At 73.0% G+C, this 16,384-nt stretch carries 14 protein-coding genes; 10 read left to right on the top strand and 4 right to left on the bottom strand.

Annotation, left to right across the window (positions count from 1 at the left end; translation table 11 throughout):
* The first annotated feature begins 13 nt into the window (after positions 1–13).
* A complete protein-coding gene (locus tag ACSSS0_RS08175) occupies positions 14–3,238 on the top strand; it encodes an ATP-binding protein (protein ID WP_487230717.1) in 3,225 nt (1,074 codons plus the stop codon).
* Here the strand turns inward: ACSSS0_RS08175 and ACSSS0_RS08170 are convergent, their stop codons facing one another.
* A complete protein-coding gene (locus tag ACSSS0_RS08170) occupies positions 3,239–3,946 on the bottom strand; it encodes a hypothetical protein (protein WP_487230716.1) in 708 nt (235 codons plus the stop codon).
* A gap of 140 nt (positions 3,947–4,086) precedes the next feature.
* Here ACSSS0_RS08170 and ACSSS0_RS08165 point away from each other — a divergent pair, with 140 nt between their 5' ends.
* From ACSSS0_RS08165 to ACSSS0_RS08150, 4 genes are all read left to right on the top strand, one after another.
* Positions 4,087–4,824 carry a response regulator transcription factor gene (locus tag ACSSS0_RS08165; RefSeq protein ID WP_435984501.1) on the top strand — a complete coding sequence of 246 codons (738 nt, stop codon included), beginning with the start codon at positions 4,087–4,089 and terminating at the stop codon, positions 4,822–4,824.
* Positions 4,802–6,547 carry a sensor histidine kinase gene (locus ACSSS0_RS08160; RefSeq protein ID WP_487230715.1) on the top strand — a complete coding sequence of 582 codons (1,746 nt, stop codon included), beginning with the start codon at positions 4,802–4,804 and terminating at the stop codon, positions 6,545–6,547. Before ACSSS0_RS08165 ends, ACSSS0_RS08160 begins: the two co-directional genes overlap by 23 nt.
* Before the next feature lie 89 nt (positions 6,548–6,636).
* Positions 6,637–8,631: a glycosyltransferase family 39 protein gene (locus ACSSS0_RS08155; protein WP_487230714.1), complete on the top strand. Its 1,995-nt coding sequence runs from the start codon at positions 6,637–6,639 to the stop codon at positions 8,629–8,631.
* 1 nt (position 8,632) lies between these two features.
* Positions 8,633–9,157: a GtrA family protein gene (locus ACSSS0_RS08150; RefSeq protein WP_487230713.1), complete on the top strand. Its 525-nt coding sequence runs from the start codon at positions 8,633–8,635 to the stop codon at positions 9,155–9,157.
* A gap of 25 nt (positions 9,158–9,182) precedes the next feature.
* On the opposite strand, the gene ACSSS0_RS08145 is transcribed toward ACSSS0_RS08150, so the two are convergent.
* Both ACSSS0_RS08145 and ACSSS0_RS08140 read right to left on the bottom strand, forming a co-directional pair.
* Positions 9,183–10,289, bottom strand: coding sequence for an MBL fold metallo-hydrolase (locus tag ACSSS0_RS08145; RefSeq protein ID WP_487230712.1), 1,107 nt, complete (start codon positions 10,287–10,289; stop codon positions 9,183–9,185).
* A gap of 103 nt (positions 10,290–10,392) precedes the next feature.
* Positions 10,393–11,709, bottom strand: a complete 1,317-nt coding sequence (locus ACSSS0_RS08140) for an MBL fold metallo-hydrolase (protein WP_435984506.1) — start codon at positions 11,707–11,709, stop codon at positions 10,393–10,395.
* 105 nt (positions 11,710–11,814) lie between these two features.
* Between ACSSS0_RS08140 and ACSSS0_RS08135 the strand changes: the two genes are divergently transcribed.
* From ACSSS0_RS08135 to ACSSS0_RS08115, 5 genes are all read left to right on the top strand, one after another.
* On the top strand, positions 11,815–12,375 hold the full coding sequence (locus tag ACSSS0_RS08135; protein WP_435984507.1) for a toxin-antitoxin system HicB family antitoxin: 561 nt from the start codon (positions 11,815–11,817) through the stop codon (positions 12,373–12,375).
* A 56-nt stretch (positions 12,376–12,431) separates the two neighbouring features.
* On the top strand, positions 12,432–13,301 hold the full coding sequence (locus ACSSS0_RS08130; protein ID WP_435984508.1) for a DUF4097 family beta strand repeat-containing protein: 870 nt from the start codon (positions 12,432–12,434) through the stop codon (positions 13,299–13,301).
* Positions 13,298–13,570 carry a hypothetical protein gene (locus ACSSS0_RS08125; protein WP_487230711.1) on the top strand — a complete coding sequence of 91 codons (273 nt, stop codon included), beginning with the start codon at positions 13,298–13,300 and terminating at the stop codon, positions 13,568–13,570. The genes ACSSS0_RS08130 and ACSSS0_RS08125 overlap by 4 nt, the downstream gene beginning before the upstream one ends.
* Positions 13,571–13,657: 87 nt before the next feature.
* Complete coding sequence (locus ACSSS0_RS08120; protein WP_487230710.1) at positions 13,658–14,281, top strand: FMN-binding negative transcriptional regulator; 624 nt, start codon at positions 13,658–13,660, stop codon at positions 14,279–14,281.
* A gap of 90 nt (positions 14,282–14,371) precedes the next feature.
* Positions 14,372–14,665 (top strand): hypothetical protein, encoded by a 294-nt coding sequence (locus ACSSS0_RS08115; RefSeq protein WP_435984511.1) that lies wholly within the window; start codon positions 14,372–14,374, stop codon positions 14,663–14,665.
* Positions 14,666–14,681: 16 nt separating this feature from the next.
* Here ACSSS0_RS08115 and ACSSS0_RS08110 read toward each other — a convergent pair whose 3' ends face one another.
* Complete coding sequence (locus ACSSS0_RS08110; protein ID WP_435984512.1) at positions 14,682–16,367, bottom strand: NAD(P)/FAD-dependent oxidoreductase; 1,686 nt, start codon at positions 16,365–16,367, stop codon at positions 14,682–14,684.
* Positions 16,368–16,384: the final 17 nt, after the last annotated feature.

The raw sequence follows: 16,384 nt of genomic DNA, 5'->3' as shown, positions 1-16,384 counted from the left end.
CGAGGATCGGGACATGTCGGGCATTGCGGGCGGTCGCGAAGCGGCAGGGGTCGACCTCTACCGCTGGATGGTCGCCGCGTCGCCCGACGGGCTGTGGGTCTTCGACGAGGAGGGCCGTACCCTCTTCGCGAACGCCCGGATGGCCGAGATGCTCGGCCGCGGCCCCGGCGACATGGTCGGCTTCTCGGTCTTCGACGCCGTCGACGACGTCGGCAAGGAGCAGTTCCGCCACCACCTCGAGGAGCTGTCCGCCGAGGGCGTCCCCGGTGACAACATCGAGTGCAGCCTCCTCGACGCCCGGGGCGACCGCTTCTGGGCGCTCGTGTCGCACACCCCCCTCGTCGACGAGTCGGGCGCGCGACGTGGCTGGATGCACCGCGTCAGCGAGTACAGCGCAGAGCGCAAGCTGCTCGACCAGCTCGCCGAGGCGCAGTCGATCGCCAAGATCGGCAGCTGGGAGTGGGACGTCGCCGCCGACCGCGTGTCGTGGTCCGACGAGCTCTACCGCATCTACGGCCTCGACCGCACCGACCTCACCCCGACCTACGAGGGCTTCCTCTCCCGCATCCACCCCGACGACCGGGACCACGTCGCCCGCGCCGTCGAGGCCGCCGTGGCCTCCGAGGACGCGTTCGAGTTCGACGCGCGCGTCGTCCAGAGCTCGGGCGAGATCGTGTGGATCCGCGGCCGGGGGCTCGTGACGCGCGACCCCGAGGGGCGTGCGCTCCGGATGGGCGGCACGACGCAGGACATCACGGAGAAGAAGGACGCCGAGCAGGCGCTCGGGCTCGTCACGGCGATGGCCACCGCGGCCAACGAGGCCGCGACGCTCGACGAGGCGCTGCCCGCGGTGCTCGTCGAGGTGGCGCGCCACACGACGTGGCGCCCGGTGCTCGCGACCGTCGTCGACGCCGGGGGCGCCCTCGGGGAGCCGGTCCGTGCACCGGAGGGCACCGAGTCCAGCCCCGTGCCGGTCGAGGTCGGGCTGGACTTCGCGGCCCGCGCCGCGCAGAGCCTGTCGGTCGTGGCCGAGCCCTCGCCGGACGGCTCGACCGTCGTGGCCGTGCCGATCGTCCACGAGGGTCGGGTGGCCGGCGTCGTCGTGCTCGACATGCGCAGCGCGGCGCTGCCGGTCGAGTCCGACGCGGTGACGATCCGGCAGATCACGGCGCTCTTCGCCCGGGTCGCCGACCGCGAGTGGACCGCCGAGCACCTCGCCCAGGCACGCGACGCCGCGATGGCGGCCTCGCGCGCCAAGTCGGAGTTCCTCGCGACGATGAGCCACGAGATCCGCACCCCGCTCAACGGCGTCATCGGCCTCAGCGAGCTGCTCGGCCGCACCGAGCTGACCCCGCACCAGAGGCGGCTCTCCGACGGGATCGACCAGGCGGGCCACGTGCTGCTCGAGCTCGTCAACGACATCCTCGACCTGTCGAAGATCGAGGCGGGCAGGCTCGAGCTCGAGTCGGTGGACTTCGACCCGGCCGCGGTGCTCGAGCGGGGCGTGGCCCTGCTTGCCGAGCGCGCCCGGGCCAAGTCGCTCGACCTGTCGGTGACGCACGGGCCCGACGTGCCCTTCATGGTCTCGGGCGACCCGGTGCGCTTCGGGCAGGTCGTCGCCAACCTCACGACGAACGCCGTGAAGTTCACCGACACCGGCAGCGTCGCCATCCACCTCACGCTCGACCACGTGACCGAGACCGGACCCGTGCTGCGGGTGGAGGTCACCGACACCGGCGCCGGCATCGCGCCCGAGGTGCGGTCCCGGCTCTTCGAGTCCTTCTCCCAGGGCGACTCGTCGACGACCCGTGAGTACGGCGGCACCGGGCTGGGCCTGGCCATCAGCCGCCAGATCGTCACGGCGTTCGGCGGCGAGATCGGCGTCGAGAGCGAGCCGGGACAGGGGAGCACGTTCTGGTTCACCGCGGCGTTCGAGCCGGCCTCGGCCCGCAACGTCGGCCGCTCCGAGTCCCAGGCAGCGGCCGTGTCGGGGCTCCGGGCGCTCGTCGTGGGCTCCAACGAGGCCCACCGCGTCCGGGTCGAGGAGCAGCTCTCGGCCTGGTCGATGTCGGTGACGTCCGCCGGCTCGGGCGTCGACGGGCTCGTCCAGCTCGACCGCGCCGACCGTGGCGGCACGCCGCTCGACGTCGTCGTGCTCGACGACCCGGGATCCGGCGCCGGTGGACTGCAGGTCGCCCGGATGATCCGCTCCGACGAACGCTTCGCGGGCGTACGCGTCGTGCTCGTCTGCGCGCACGTGCCCCCTCCCGACGTGGTGACGCTCAAGGAGGCCGGAGTCGACGCGACGCTCACCGCGCCCGTCATGCCGTCCTCTCTCTTCGACGCGATGGCCGACGTCGCGGGCCGGCACCTCGTGCCGGAGCCGGTGCCGAAGCGGTCGGTCCGTGCACCCGGGGGCACCGACGGCCGGCTCGGCACGGTCCTCGTCGTCGAGGACAACGAGGTCAACCAGCTCGTCGCCCAAGGCGTGCTCGAGAGCCTCGGCTACGCCGTCGTGCTCGCCCGCAACGGCATCGAGGGCGTCGCGGCCCACGCCGCGCGCGGCGACGACGTCGTCGCCGTCCTCATGGACTGCCAGATGCCGCAGATGGACGGCTACGCCGCGACCCGCGCCATCCGGGCCCGGGAGGAGCAGGAGGGGCAGGGTCACCGTCTCCCCGTCATCGCGATGACCGCCTCGGCCATCGCCGGCGAGCGGGAGCGGTGCCTCCAGGCGGGGATGGACGACTTCCTCACCAAGCCCATCGACGTCGCCCTCCTCGCCTCGACCCTCCAGCGCTGGACCGGCTCCGGCCCGGTGCCGCAGGCCCGCGCTGCCACGCCGCCGGCGACGAGCGAGACCGGCTCCGGTGCGCCCGAGGTGCCCGAGGTGCTCGACCTGAGTCGGCTCGACGAGCTGCGCGACCTCGACCCCGGTGACCCCTCGATGCTGTTGCGCTTCATCGACCGTTTCGGCTCGGGCGCGCGCCAGCGCCTCGCCGAGCTCGTCGACGCGCACACCCGGGGCGACGCCACGACACAGGGCCGGATCGCCCACGGCCTCAAGGGGACCGCCTCCAACCTCGGAGCCTCGGTCCTCGCCGACGTGTGCCACCAGGTCGAGGACCTCGGGGCCGCCGGTCGCCTGGCCGACGAAGCCCTCGTCGCCCGGGTCGAGGACGAGGTCGACCGGGCGACGAGGGCGCTCGAGGAGTACGCGGCAGGGCTGCGCGACTGATCAGGTCGTGGTGGCGCTGCCTGAGTCGTCCTGGCCCGGGTACTGCCCGGAGAACGGGTCGATGCCCTGACCGAGCTGCTGGAGCAGGTCCTGCGGGTCGAGCTGGCCCAGCTGGTTCGGGTCGATGCCCCCGAGGCCGCCGCCCGGCGCACCGTTCTGCAGGTTCGGCAGCTGCTGCGGGCTCGTGCCCTGCTGGTTCGGGTTCGTCAGCCCCGGCAGGCCCTGCTGGCCCTGCTGAGCGCCGGGGAACGGGAAGGTGCGACCCCCGCCCGGACCGCGGAAGCCCGTGTCCCCGCCCGTCGACCCGGCCGGCATGGCGGCTGCGGCGCCGATGGCGCCCGCGGACGTCAGCACGAGCGCGAGGCCGGCGGTCACCGCGGTCTTCTTCGCGCTCCAGCGCGAGCCGTCACCGGTGGCCGCGACGCCGTCCGCGTTCTCGCGGACGGCCTTCTCGCGGACCGGCAGGCCGGTGGGTGAGAGCGGCACGCCGGGACCGGCGATGGGAGCGGCAGCGGCACCCGGCGACACGGCATACGCGTACGGCGTGGCCGGCGGCGTCACCGGCATCTCGGTGGTCGCTGCCGACGGGAGCTGCTGGGTGTCGTCGGCGGCGTGGGCGGGGTGTGCGGCCGGCGCATCCGGGTCGAACTGCGGCAGCGCGGGCGTCGGCTGCGACACCGGGACCTGTGGCGTGGACTCGTTGCTCATGGGGCCAACGGTCGGGCGGCTGCCTGTGTGGGTGCTGTGGTGCAGCCATCGAGCCGCTGGGACTTCGGGACAGTCACTCCACAGGATTCGCACAGGAAGGTACTGGTCACGGCACAGGCCCAGGGGTTTCACTGGATGACATGAGCGAGAAGACCAAGCCCGCAGCGGCCCGACTCCAGCGACTCGACGGCTCCCCGGTGCGGGTGCTCGTCGTCGACGACGAGGCCAACCTCACCGAGCTGCTCGGCATGGCGCTGCGCTACGAGGGCTGGGAGGTGCGCGCCGCAGGCACCGGCATGGAGGCCGTGCGCGCGGCCCGCGAGTTCGACCCCGACGCCGTCGTGCTCGACATGATGCTCCCCGACTTCGACGGTCTCGAGGTGCTGCGACGCATGCGCGCCGACAACAGCAACGTGCCCGTCCTCTTCCTCACCGCCAAGGACGCCGTCGAGGACCGCGTCTCGGGCCTCACCGCCGGCGGCGACGACTACGTCACCAAGCCCTTCTCGCTCGAGGAGGTCGTCGCCCGCGTCCGAGCGCTCATGCGCCGCACGACGATCGCCGTGTCGGCGTCCGACTCGGTCCTCGTCGTCGGTGACCTCACCCTCGACGAGGACAGCCACGAGGTGATGCGCGGCAGCGAGGAGATCCACCTGACCGCGACCGAGTTCGAGCTGCTGCGCTACCTCATGCGCAACCCCAAGCGGGTGCTGTCCAAGGCGCAGATCCTCGACCGCGTCTGGAACTACGACTTCGGCGGCCAGGCCAACGTCGTCGAGCTCTACATCTCCTACCTGCGCAAGAAGATCGACGCGGGGCGCGACCCGATGATCCACACCATGCGAGGAGCTGGGTATGTCCTCAAGCCGGCCGCCTGAGGCGGACACCGAGCTGCCGGACCGCGCCGACCTGCCCGACGACGACGGCGCGAACGCGCCCGACCTCGCCCCCGAGGGCGTCGGCTTCCGTGACGAGGAGCCCGACGATGTGATGGCGTATGCCGTCCCGACACCTGCCGCAGCCACGCCGCGCCCCGAGGACGGCGTGGACGGCGACGCCGACGCCCGGGTGCCGCTGGGCCGGCGAGTTGCCGACGCGCGTGACCAGGTGCGGCCGTGGTCGGCCTGGACGTTGCGCGCCAAGCTCGTCGCCTCGATGCTCGCCCTCTTCACCCTGCTCAGCCTCGCCACGGGAGCGTTCACGGTCGTCGCCCTCGACCGCCAGCTGACCGGACAGGTCGACGACCAGCTCCACGAGTCGTTCACCCGCATCCTGAGCGGGGGCCCACTGCCCGACTTCAGCGTGAGCGGGGACGACGAACGGCGCTTCGGGGGGCCGGGCGACGAAGGGCTCAACGCCTTCCTCCCCACGAAACCCACCAGCCTGTTCCCGACGGACATCGGGAAGGCGACGTCCCTGGACAAGCAGCCGACCAACCTCACCGCGGCCCAGCTGCAGGTCCTCGCCGGGGCGGGGCTCGGTCCCAACGCCACGGACATCGACCTGGGCGGGAACCTCGGGACGTACCGCGTCATCGCCACGTACCAGACGCTCCGGCCGAGGGGGAGCCTTCCGTCCTCACCCGACGCCACCCCAGGCGTCCTCGTGGTCGGTCTGCCCATGACGCAGCAGGAGCGCACCGTCCAGCAGATGGTGGTCCTGGCGATCAGCACGGTCGCGGCCGGCATCATCCTCGTGGCCCTGATCGGGACGTGGCTCGTGCGACGCAACCTCGAGCCGCTCCGTCGGCTCGCGGCGACGGCCACGAAGGTGTCGCAGACGCCGCTGGACTCGGGCAAGGTCGCGCTCGGAGCCCGGGTCGACCCCATCGACACCGACACGCGCACCGAGGTGGGCCAGGTCGGCGCGGCCTTCAACGAGATGCTCGACCACGTCGACGAGGCGCTCAACGCCCGTCACCAGAGCGAGCAGCGGGTGCGCCAGTTCGTCGCCGACGCGTCGCACGAGCTGCGCACGCCGCTCGCCTCGATCAAGGGCTATGCCGAGCTGTCGCGCCGCGAGCCCGACCCCGTCCCGCCGACGGTGACCCATGCGATGGGTCGCATCGAGTCCGAGGCCAACCGGATGAGCTCGCTCGTCGAGGACCTGCTCCTGCTCGCGCGCCTCGACGCGGGCCGCCCGCTCGACGTGGCCCCGGTCGACATGTCGATGCTCGTCATCAACGCGGTGAGCGACGCCCACGCGGCGTCGCCCGGTCACCGCTGGGACCTCGACCTGCCGCCCGAGCCCGTCGAGGTGACGGGTGACGGCGCCCGGCTCCACCAGGTGGTCGCCAACCTGCTCGCCAACGCGCGTACCCACACCCCCGACGGCACCCGCGTCACGACGTCGGTGCGACCCGAGGGTGAGTGGGTGCGGGTCGCCGTCCACGACGACGGGCCCGGCGTGCCGGATGCCCTGCAGCCCAACGTCTTCGAGCGGTTCGCCCGTGGCGACGACGCTCGCGTCCGCGCTGGTGGCAGCACCGGTCTCGGTCTGTCGATCGTCGCCGCCGTCACCAAGGCCCACGGGGGCCGGGTGGAGCTCGACAGCCGCCCCGGCGACACGACCTTCAGCCTGCTCCTGCCCGCCGCCCCCTGACGTCCCCGGCTCACGGGCCGGCTGCACTCATCAGTGCACCAAAGTCGGGTCATAGGAAGCGCACAGTCCCGGGCTCGACGGTGGGGGACATGGACACGATGACCCTCACCACCACGGGCGGGACCGGCACAGCGGGCAGCACCGCACCGTCGCCCGTCGGGCCGGCGGACAGCCGCCCGCAGACCACGCAGCCGCCCGCCCGTGCGGGTCGTCCCGGCCGGCTCTGGCGCCTGTGGCGCGGAGCCGACGCCGACCCGGCGTGGGCCCGTCCCGCGCTCCTCGGCCTCCTGCTCGTCACGCTCGTCCTCTACACGTGGAACCTCACGGCGAGCGGCTACGCCAACTCCTTCTACTCCGCGGCCGTCCAGGCCGGCAGCGAGAGCTGGAAGGCCTTCTTCTTCGGCAGCTCCGACGCCGCCAGCTCGATCACCGTCGACAAGCCGCCGGCCTCGCTCTGGGTGATGGCACTCTCGGTGCGCGTCCTCGGTCTCAGCTCCTTCGCGATCCTGCTGCCGCAGGCGCTCATGGGTGTCGCGACGGTCGGCGTGGTCTACACGACCGTCAAGCGCCACTTCGGCGCCGCTGCCGGACTCATCGCGGGCGTCGTCCTCGCGCTGACGCCCGTCGCCGCGCTGATGTTCACCTTCAACAACCCCGACGCGCTCCTGACGCTCCTCATGGCACTCGGCGCGTGGGCCACGATCAGGGCGATCGAGCAGGCCTCGCCGAAGTGGATGATGATCGTCGGCGTCTTCATCGGCCTCGGCTTCCTCACCAAGACCCTCCAGGTCCTGCTCGTCGTCCCCTTCTTCGGGCTCGCCTACCTCATCGCTGCGCCGACGACGCTGCGCAAGCGGATCGTCCACTCCCTGCTCGCCGTCGGCACCATGGTGCTCTCGGCCGGCTGGTGGGTCGCGATCGTCGAGCTCATGCCGGCGTCCGCCCGTCCCTACATCGGCGGGAGCCAGACGAACTCCTTCCTCGAGCTGACCTTCGGCTACAACGGCCTCGGTCGCCTGAGCGGTGACGAGACCGGTTCGGTCGGCGGCGGCGGTCCGGCGGCAGGCGGCGGCATGTGGGGCTCGACCGGCCTCTTCCGGATGTTCTCCTCGAGCGTCGGCGACCAGGTCTCGTGGCTCATCCCCAGCGCGCTCATCCTGCTCGCGGCCGGTCTGTGGCTGCGTGGCCGTCGTCCGCGCACCGACCTGCGCCGCGCCGCCTACCTCGTCTGGGGTGGCTGGCTCGTCGTCACGATGCTCGTCTTCTCCCTCATGGCCGGCATCTTCCACGAGTACTACACCGTGGCCCTGGCCCCCGCCATCGGTGCCGTCGTCGGCATGGGTGCGGTCGAGGCCTGGCAGCGCCGCTCGAGCGCGGTCGGCACCATCGCCCTCGCCGCCGCGACCGTGGCCGCCGCGACGTGGGGCTTCATCCTCCTGTCGCGGACGACGGCCTACGGCGACTGGCTGCGCATCTCGGTCCTCGCGGTCGGCATGGCCGCGGCCCTGCTCATCCTCGCGACCCGCTGGATGCACGCCCGTGCCGTCCCGTTCGTCCTCGCCGCGGCCCTCGTCGCGGGCCTCGCCGGCCCGGGGGCGTATGCCGTGTCGACCACCGCACAGGGCCACAGCGGGTCCATCGTGACGGCCGGTCCCGCCGGATCGAGCCGCGGTCCCGGTGGCGCCGGAGGTATGGGAGGCATGGGAGGCATGGGCGGCCTGCTCGACGCCTCGACGCCGAGCACCGCGGTCGTCGCGGCCCTGTCGGCCGACGCGAGCAGCTACACGTGGGTCGCGGCAGCGGTCGGCTCGCAGACGGCGGCCGGTCTCCAGCTCGGCACGCAGCTGCCCGTCATGGCGATCGGAGGCTTCAACGGCTCCGACCCGAGCCCGACGCTCGCGCAGTTCCAGCAGTACGTCGCGAAAGGCCAGATCCACTACTTCGCCGGCGGCGGACGGGGATTCGGCAACCAGAACGGTGGCAGCAGCGCCTCGTCGGAGATCAGCTCGTGGGTGCAGGAGAACTTCACCCCGGTGACGATCGACGGCTCGACGTTCTACGACCTGACCCAGCCCCTCCAGTAGCATGCCGACCCCCACGTCGGTGTCGCGAGCACACCTCTCCCAGCAGGTCATCCGCTTCGCCGGCGTCGGAGTCCTCTCCACCGCCCTGCACCTCGGCCTCTTCGCGGCCCTGGTGCGGGGCGGGGCACCGTCCCAGCTGGCCAACGGCGTCGCCCTCGTCATCGCGACGGTCGTCAACACCGGGCTCAACCGGGCCTGGACCTTTGGGGTCTCGGGGCGCCGCAACCTCGTGGCGCACCACGGCCAGGCGCTCGTCATCTTCGCGATCACGTATGCCGCCACGACCGCCGCGCTCGCGGTGCTCGGAGCGGTCGCCCCGGGCGCGGGGACGCTCGTCCAGACCTTCGTCGTGGCGGTGGCCAACGTGCTCTCGACGGCGGCGCGGTTCGTCGCCATGCGTCGCTGGATCTTCCGGACCCCCGCGGCTGGGGGCGACCCCACCGCGGCACCGGGCGGACGGGCGGACCGCCACGACCCGGCATACACCGGCGGTGGCGTGCTCGAGGGCCCGCAGGGCGAGCGCTGACGGCGGTCCGTCGCCGGACGGGCTCCTAGTCGTGGTCCTCGGGGGCGGCGCAGGACTCCCACCACGGGTCCTGGTGCGCGGCGACGACCTCGTCGACGTCGCTGTCGCTCAGCTGGATCCGGGTCCCGACGCGCGGGGCGACCATCCGCACGCCGCGCTCGGCGGCGGCTCGCCGGGCCCACCGGATAGGCTCGCTCCACCAGTGCGTCGCGAGGTTGAAGGTGGCCCAGTGGATGGGCAGCAGCACCGAGTCGGTCTCGCCCTTGTTGACGTCGAGGTGCGCCTCGATCGCCTCCGCGGGGTTGAGGTGGATGTCGGGCCAGTGCACGCTGTAGGCGCCGATCGGGATGATGGTCAGGTCGAACGGGCCGAGGTCCGCGCCGATGTCGACGTAGCGGTGGGTCGGTCCCGAGTCACCGCCGAAGAAGACCGCGTGGCGCGGCCCGCGCAGCGACCACGCCGCCCAGAGGGTCTGGTTGCGCACGAACCCGCGTCCCGAGAAGTGCCGGGCCTCGGAGCACGTGATGCGGATGCCCGCGATCTCGGTCTCCTCGCGCCAGTCGAGACTCGTGATGCGCCCGGTGGGCACGCCCCACGACCGCAGGTGCTCGTCGACCCCGAGCGGCACGACGTAGTGCGGGCGGTGGGTGCGCTCGAGCTGCATGATCGACGGCTCGTCGAGGTGGTCGTAGTGGTCGTAGTGGTCGTGGCTGATGACGACCGCGTCGAGGTGCGGGATCTCGGCGATGCGGCCCGGGACCGGGTGCAGGCGCTTGGGCCCGGCGACGACCGAGGGCGAGGCCCGCTTGCCGAAGACGGGGTCGAGCAGGAAGCGACGACCGTCGAGCTCGACGACGCTCGTGGCGTGGCCGTACCACGTCACCGCCAGGTCGGCCGGCTCGTGCGGGTGACGTGGTGTCACGAGCGGGACGGTGCCGCGCGGGCGGCCGCGGCCGAACTCGCGGACCATCGTCGTGAGCATGCTGCCCGGGCCCTCGGCCTCGGACGTCGCGACGACGTGCGTCGGCTCGTGCGAGCGGAACTCGCCGTCGCGGTAGTTCGGCGACGCGGTCGCGCGCTGACGCTGCGTCGCGGTCGACGCACCCATCCGTCGGAGGATCGGGAGCTGCACGGGCTTCTCCTGCCTGTCGTGCCTCACGGCTCGGGCGGCCACGCGAGTGCGGGCTGCCGTCATTCTCGTCCAGCGTCGGGCAGGCCGCCCGAGTTCCCGACGGTCAGTCGCGGTCCTCGGGCGCCGCGCACTCCTCCCACCACGGGTCGGCGTGGGCGGCGGCGACCGCGGCGGCGTCACCGGTCGTGAGGTCGACGCGCTCACCGACGCGGGGGAAGGCGACGGGGACCCGCGCCTCGACCGCGGCACGACGGATGCGGCGCACGGGCTCGGCCCACCAGTGCATCGACAGGTTGAAGGTGGCCCAGTGGACCGGGACGAGGAGCGACTCGCGGGCGGCGGTCTGCACGGTGCGGGTCGTCTCGGTGGGATCGCCCTCCTCGTGGGTGCCACCGGGAGTGTCGATGCGCTGGTCGCCCTCGATGAACGCGTCGGCGACACCGGCGGCGTCCTCGGTGAGGGCGTGCACCTCGTCGCCGATGCGGTTGACGTCGCGGTGGGCCGCGAGCGCCTGCTCGGGGTCCATGTGGATGTCGGGCCAGAACGAGTCGTAGGCCCCGACGGGCATCAGGGTCACGTCGAAGGGGCCGAGGTCGGCGCCGATCGCGGCGAAGCGCTTGGACGTGCCCGAGTCGCCGGCGAAGTAGGCCGTGTGACGCGGGCCGTGGAGGGCCCAGCCGGCCCACAGCGTCTGGCTGTCGACGAGCCCGCGCCCGGAGTTGTGCCGCGCCTCGGTGCACGTGAGCCGGATGCCGGCGACCTCGGTCTCGCCGCGCCAGTCGAGCGCGGTGATGCGCGACTCGGGCACGCCCCAGGCGAGCAGGTGGGCGTTGACCCCGAGGGGCACGACGTAGTGGGGGCGGTGGGTCTCCTCGAGGCGCACGACCGACGGCTGGTCGAGGTGGTCGTAGTGGTCGTGGCTGATGAGGACGGCGTCGATGCTCGGGAGGTCGGCGATCGACCCGGGGACCGGGTGCATCCGCTTCGGTCCCGAGTGACGGATCGGCGAGACGCGCTCGCTGAAGACGGGGTCGATGAGGAAGCGGGCGCCGTCGAGCTCGAGGACGCTCGTGGCGTGGCCGTACCACGTGACGGCGAGCTCGCCCGGCTGCTGCGGCGGCGTCGCGGCGACGACGGGCACGGTGCCCGCCGGCCGGCCACGGCCACTGACCCGGATGGCCGCGAGCAGCGCGCTCGTCTGGGCCTTGACCCGCGGGCGCAGCGAGGGCTCCTCTCCCTCGAAGCGCCGGTTCGTGAAGTTGGGGGAGTCCTGCACGAAGGGCAGGATCGCCGCGGGCGAGGCGCCCATCCGGTTCATGACCCGCACGAACTGGCGCGCACGGGTGCGCGAGGAGACCTTCTCGATGGCGGACGAGAGGGCGCGGACGGACGGGCGGTCGGAGGTTCCGAGGCTGCGCATCGGGCACCTTTCACGAGGGGTGAGGGGCCCGCTCAACGTACCCGTCGGCGACTCCGCGTCATCATGGTGTTGACGTGACACCACAGTGGTGTCATAGTGATGCACATGGACATCACCGAGTACGTCGACGCACTGCGTCGGGATCTCGCCCAGGCGGCCAGGGCGATGGGTCCGGAGACCGAGCAGGCCGCCGAGCGGATCGGCTTCGCCCTCGACTCGTCCGCACGTCTGGCCCTCATGGACGCGCTCTCGCACGCGGCGGCCGAGATCACGAACGAGCTCGACGGCGCCTCCGTCGAGGTGCGGCTGCAAGGCCGCGAGCCCGTCTTCGTCGTCGTGGGGGCCGGCCCGTCGGCCGTCGCCGACGACACTCAGGTCATCGACACCGCTGACACCACCGTGGTGTCACCCGATGACGAGGGGGCCGAGACCTCGCGCATCACCCTGCGCCTGCCCGAGGCCCTCAAGGTCCGGGCCGAGGAGCTCGCGACGAGCCGCGGCCAGTCGCTCAACACGTGGATCGTCAACGCGGTCCGCGCCGCCACGGGGACCGGCGTGCCGCCGATGCCCGGCTTCCCGCCGATGCCGCCCGGCCCGCAGTTCGGACCCGGCGCCCCCGGCCGCAACCGCTCCTCCAACAAGCGCGTGCAGGGCTGGGTCCGATGACCCTGCCTGACCAGGCAACGACCACCACGACCACCACCGAGCAAAGGGGACTTCCCATGGGCACCACCCTCGAGACCCGCTTCGACACGACGGGTCCCATCACCCTCAAGGCCGAGCTCCTCGTCGGCGACCTGACGCTGACCGTCGGCAGCGGTCCGACGACGACCGTCCGCCTCCACCCGCACGGCAAGCACGGTGCCGAGATCGCCGAGAAGTTCACCGTCGAGGCGCACGGCAACGACGTGTCCGTGCTCGCGCCGAAGCTGCGCGACAGCTTCTTCTCGCTCGGCACGAAGGGCTCCGTCGACGTCGAGGTCGAGCTGCCCGCAGCGAGCTCGGTCGACGCCAAGACCGGCGCCGGCGACGTCACCGCGGCCGGGCTGCTCGGGGAGGTGCGCGCGGCCACCGGCGCCGGCGACCTCACCTTCCACGAGGTCGGGTCCGGCCGGTTCAAGTCGGGCTCGGGCGACATCACGCTCCAGTCGGCGAGCGGCGACCTCGACGCCAAGACCGGGTCGGGAGACATCACCGTCGGCACGGGCGGCGGTCGCCTCGACCTCACGTCGGGCAGCGGCGACATCTCGCTGCGCCGCTCCGACGCGGCCGTCAAGGCGAAGACCGGCTCCGGCGACCTCCACATCGGTGCCTCGACCGGCGACCTCGAGCTGACGACCGGCACGGGCGACGTCACCCTCGACGGCGTGCACGGGGGCGAGGTCCGGGCCAGGACCGGCACGGGCGACGTCACCATCGCCGTCGCCCACGGGGTCGCGGCCTACCTCGACCTCAACACCGTCACCGGCGACGTCGACATCGACCTCGAGGAGACGTCGGGCCCCGGGGACTCCGAGGCCCAGGCACGCCTCGTCGTGCACTCGGGCAGCGGCGACATCCGGGTCAAGCGGGCGCAGGTGAGCCTCGCATGAGCACCGGGACCCTGAGCCTGTCGCCGCAGGAGGCGATCGCCCGCGACCGCATCGTCGAGCGCGTCGCCGCCCGCCACCACGCTCCCAAGGCCGGACGCACCCGCCGGCACGTCCGGGCCGCTCTCCTGCTGCGCAGCCTCGCCGAGCGGCTCGACCCCGCGGCCGAGCGTCCCCAGCGCGCCGAACTGCACGTCGTCCCGGCCCCGCACGCCGGTAGCCCGCGTCCGTGGACGGCCGCGCCCCGCCGGGCCCCGCACCGGCACAGCTGATCCCGCCCCCTCCCCAACGGAGCCCGTCGACACCCGTCGGCGGGCTCCGTGCCTGTCCGCCCGTCCGGCCCGTGACACCATCGGTGCATGTACGTGCCCAAGGCGAACGCCATGGCCGACCCGGACGTCACGGCCTTCCTCGCGGACCGTCCGGCCGCGCGCCTCGTGACCGTCGGCCCCGACGGTCGACCGGACTCCACCCTGCTGCCCGTCCTCGTCGACGGCGACCGGGTCCTCTGCCACGTCGCCCGCGCGAACGACCACTGGGCCCGCATCGCGCCGGCCTCACCCGGTCTCGTCGTCGTGGGTGGCGCCGACGCCTACGTGTCCCCGGCCTGGTACGCCTCCAAGGCCGAGCACGGGCGCGTCGTGCCGACGTGGAACTACAGCGAGGTGCAGCTGCGCGGCACGGTCACGGTGCACGACGACCCCGACTGGGTGCTCGACGTCGTCACCCGGCTCACCGAGCGCCACGAGTCCGGGCGCGAGCGGCCTTGGGCCGTCAGCGATGCCCCGCCGAAGTACGTCCGCGGCCGGTTGCGGGCCATCGTCGGCATCGAGGTCCTCGTCGAGTCGGTCGAGGGCAAGGCCAAGCTGAGCCAGAACCGGTCGGACGCCGACCGCGAGGGCGCTGTCGACGGGATGCGGGCCGAGGGTGGCGTCCTCGCCCACGTGGTGGCCGACGAGATGGAGCGCCAGCTCCGGGGCTGAACCCCACTGCGGCACAAGGCCGTCCAGCGCATGCCGAACGCATCACCCGGGCACAGACGCCCCACAGGTGTCGGGTCGAACGTTGAGGACATGGACTCGACACCCCGCCCCGGAACTGCCCCCTCGACCTTCCGTGCCACGCTCCGTCGTGGCCTCGGTGCCGCCGGCGCTGCCGTCGCGGTCGCCTTCGTCGGCACGACGGCCCTCGGTGCCGGGGAGGCCCACGCCGCAGGCGTCTCCGGCGGTCTGACGCCCGTCCGCACGGCCTCCGAGCCGGCCCGGCACCCGCACCGCGACCACGCGGCGCACCCGGCCAACCTGCCGGCGGCCACGACGACGGCCTACCGCTACTCGTTCCGCGACGGGCAGCTCATCCGCCTCTGACGGGTGGAGCCGCGGTTCAGCGGGTCGGGTCGAGCCAGGCGTGGACGAGGGGCACGACCGAGGCACCCTCGCCGCTCGCCGAGGCCACGCGCTTCATCGAGCCGGCGCGGATGTCGCCCGCGGCGAAGACCCCGGGCACGGTCGTCTCGAGGCTCTCGGGCGGGAGGTCGCCGCGCCACCGGTCCTGGGGCACGTCGCGACCGGTGAGGACGAAGCCCCGCTCGTCGCGGGCGACCGCGTCGGGCAGCCAGTCGCAGTGGGGTGCCGCGCCGATGAGGAGGAAGAGGCCGCGGCACTCGTGCCGGGTCTCGGTGCCGTCGCGGGTGTCGCGGACCGTCACCGAGCCGAGGCGGCCGTCGTCCCCGGCGCTGCCCTCGACGACCTCGGAGCAGCCCCGGACGCTGATCCTCGGGTTGTAGCCGATCTCGCCGACGAGGTAGTCGGACATGGTCTCGGCCAGCGACTCGCGCCGCACGAGGATCGTCACGTGCCGGGCGAAGCGGGCGAGGTGGATCGCCGCCTGGCCGGCGGAGTTGCCGCCGCCGACGACCATGACGTCGTAGCCCTCCATCTCACGGGCGGCGGTCATGGCGCTGCCGTAGTGGACGCCCAGCCCGACGAGCCGCTCGATGCCCGGGGCGTCGAGGCGGCGGTACTTCACCCCGGCCGAGACGACGACGGCGCGGGCGAGCAGGTCGCCACCCTCGGTGCAGAGACGGTGCGGCGCGAGGACGCCCTCGGCGTCCACCTCGCCGGGCACGAGTGACGTCACCGGCCAGCCGGAGAAGAACTGCGTGCCGAAGCGGATGGCCTGGTTGCGCGCCCGCTGGGCCAGACGCATACCGCTGATCCCCCTCGGGAAGCCGAGGTAGTTGCGGATCATCGACGAGGTGCCCGCCTGCCCGCCGACGGCCTCCGCCTCGAGGACGACGGTGCTCAGTCCCTCGGACGAGGCGTAGACGGCGGCCGCGAGGCCGGCCGGTCCGGCCCCGACGATCGCGACGTCCACGACGCGCTCGACGTCGACGTCGGCGGGCCGACCGTAGATGCGCGAGGCCACCTCGCGAACGCTGCGGGCGCTGCCGACGCGCTGGTTGAGGTCCATGAAGAGGGGGAACTCGACCTCGCCGCCCTCTGCCGCGACGAGCGCGAGGACGTGCCGGCCCTTCTCGCTCTCGGGGGTGTAGACGCGGTTGGGCAGCCCCATCCGGTCGAGGTAGTCGCGGATGCTCAGTGTCAGGGCGTCCTCGACGGGTGAGACGATGGCGACCGCGACGACCTCGGGCTCGGCGACGGTCGAGCCCCAGTCGGAGAGCAGCTCGCAGATGGCCGAGTGGAACTCCTCGTCACGGGCACCGCGGGGCATGAGGAGGTACGCGTCGTACTTGCCCTTGGCCATGCCGCCGCGGAGCCGCTCGGCGTCGTCGCGGAAGGTCGACACGTGCGCGGCGATGACGCGGCGGGCGGTCGGCACGGTCTGGCGCCACCAGTGGAACGCCTCGTGGACGTCGGCGTCGGGGAGGCGCGACTCCGTGACGAACATCGCGACCTGACCGCCCTCGGCGACGACCGCCTTGGCGGCCTGCTTCGCCTCGTGGGCCGTCGTGGCCGTCGGCAGCTCGTAGTCGCGCTCGTAGCGGCTGAACTCGTCGCGCAGCACGTCGCAGCGGGTCTCGGACACGAGGATGATCGCCGGCTTCACCCTGCCGATCCTAGGAG

The sequence above is a fragment of the Terrabacter sp. R4-6 genome, from assembly GCF_057529065.1.
Note: the sequence above shows the minus strand (reverse complement) of the source record. Positions and strands in the feature narration are given on the sequence as shown.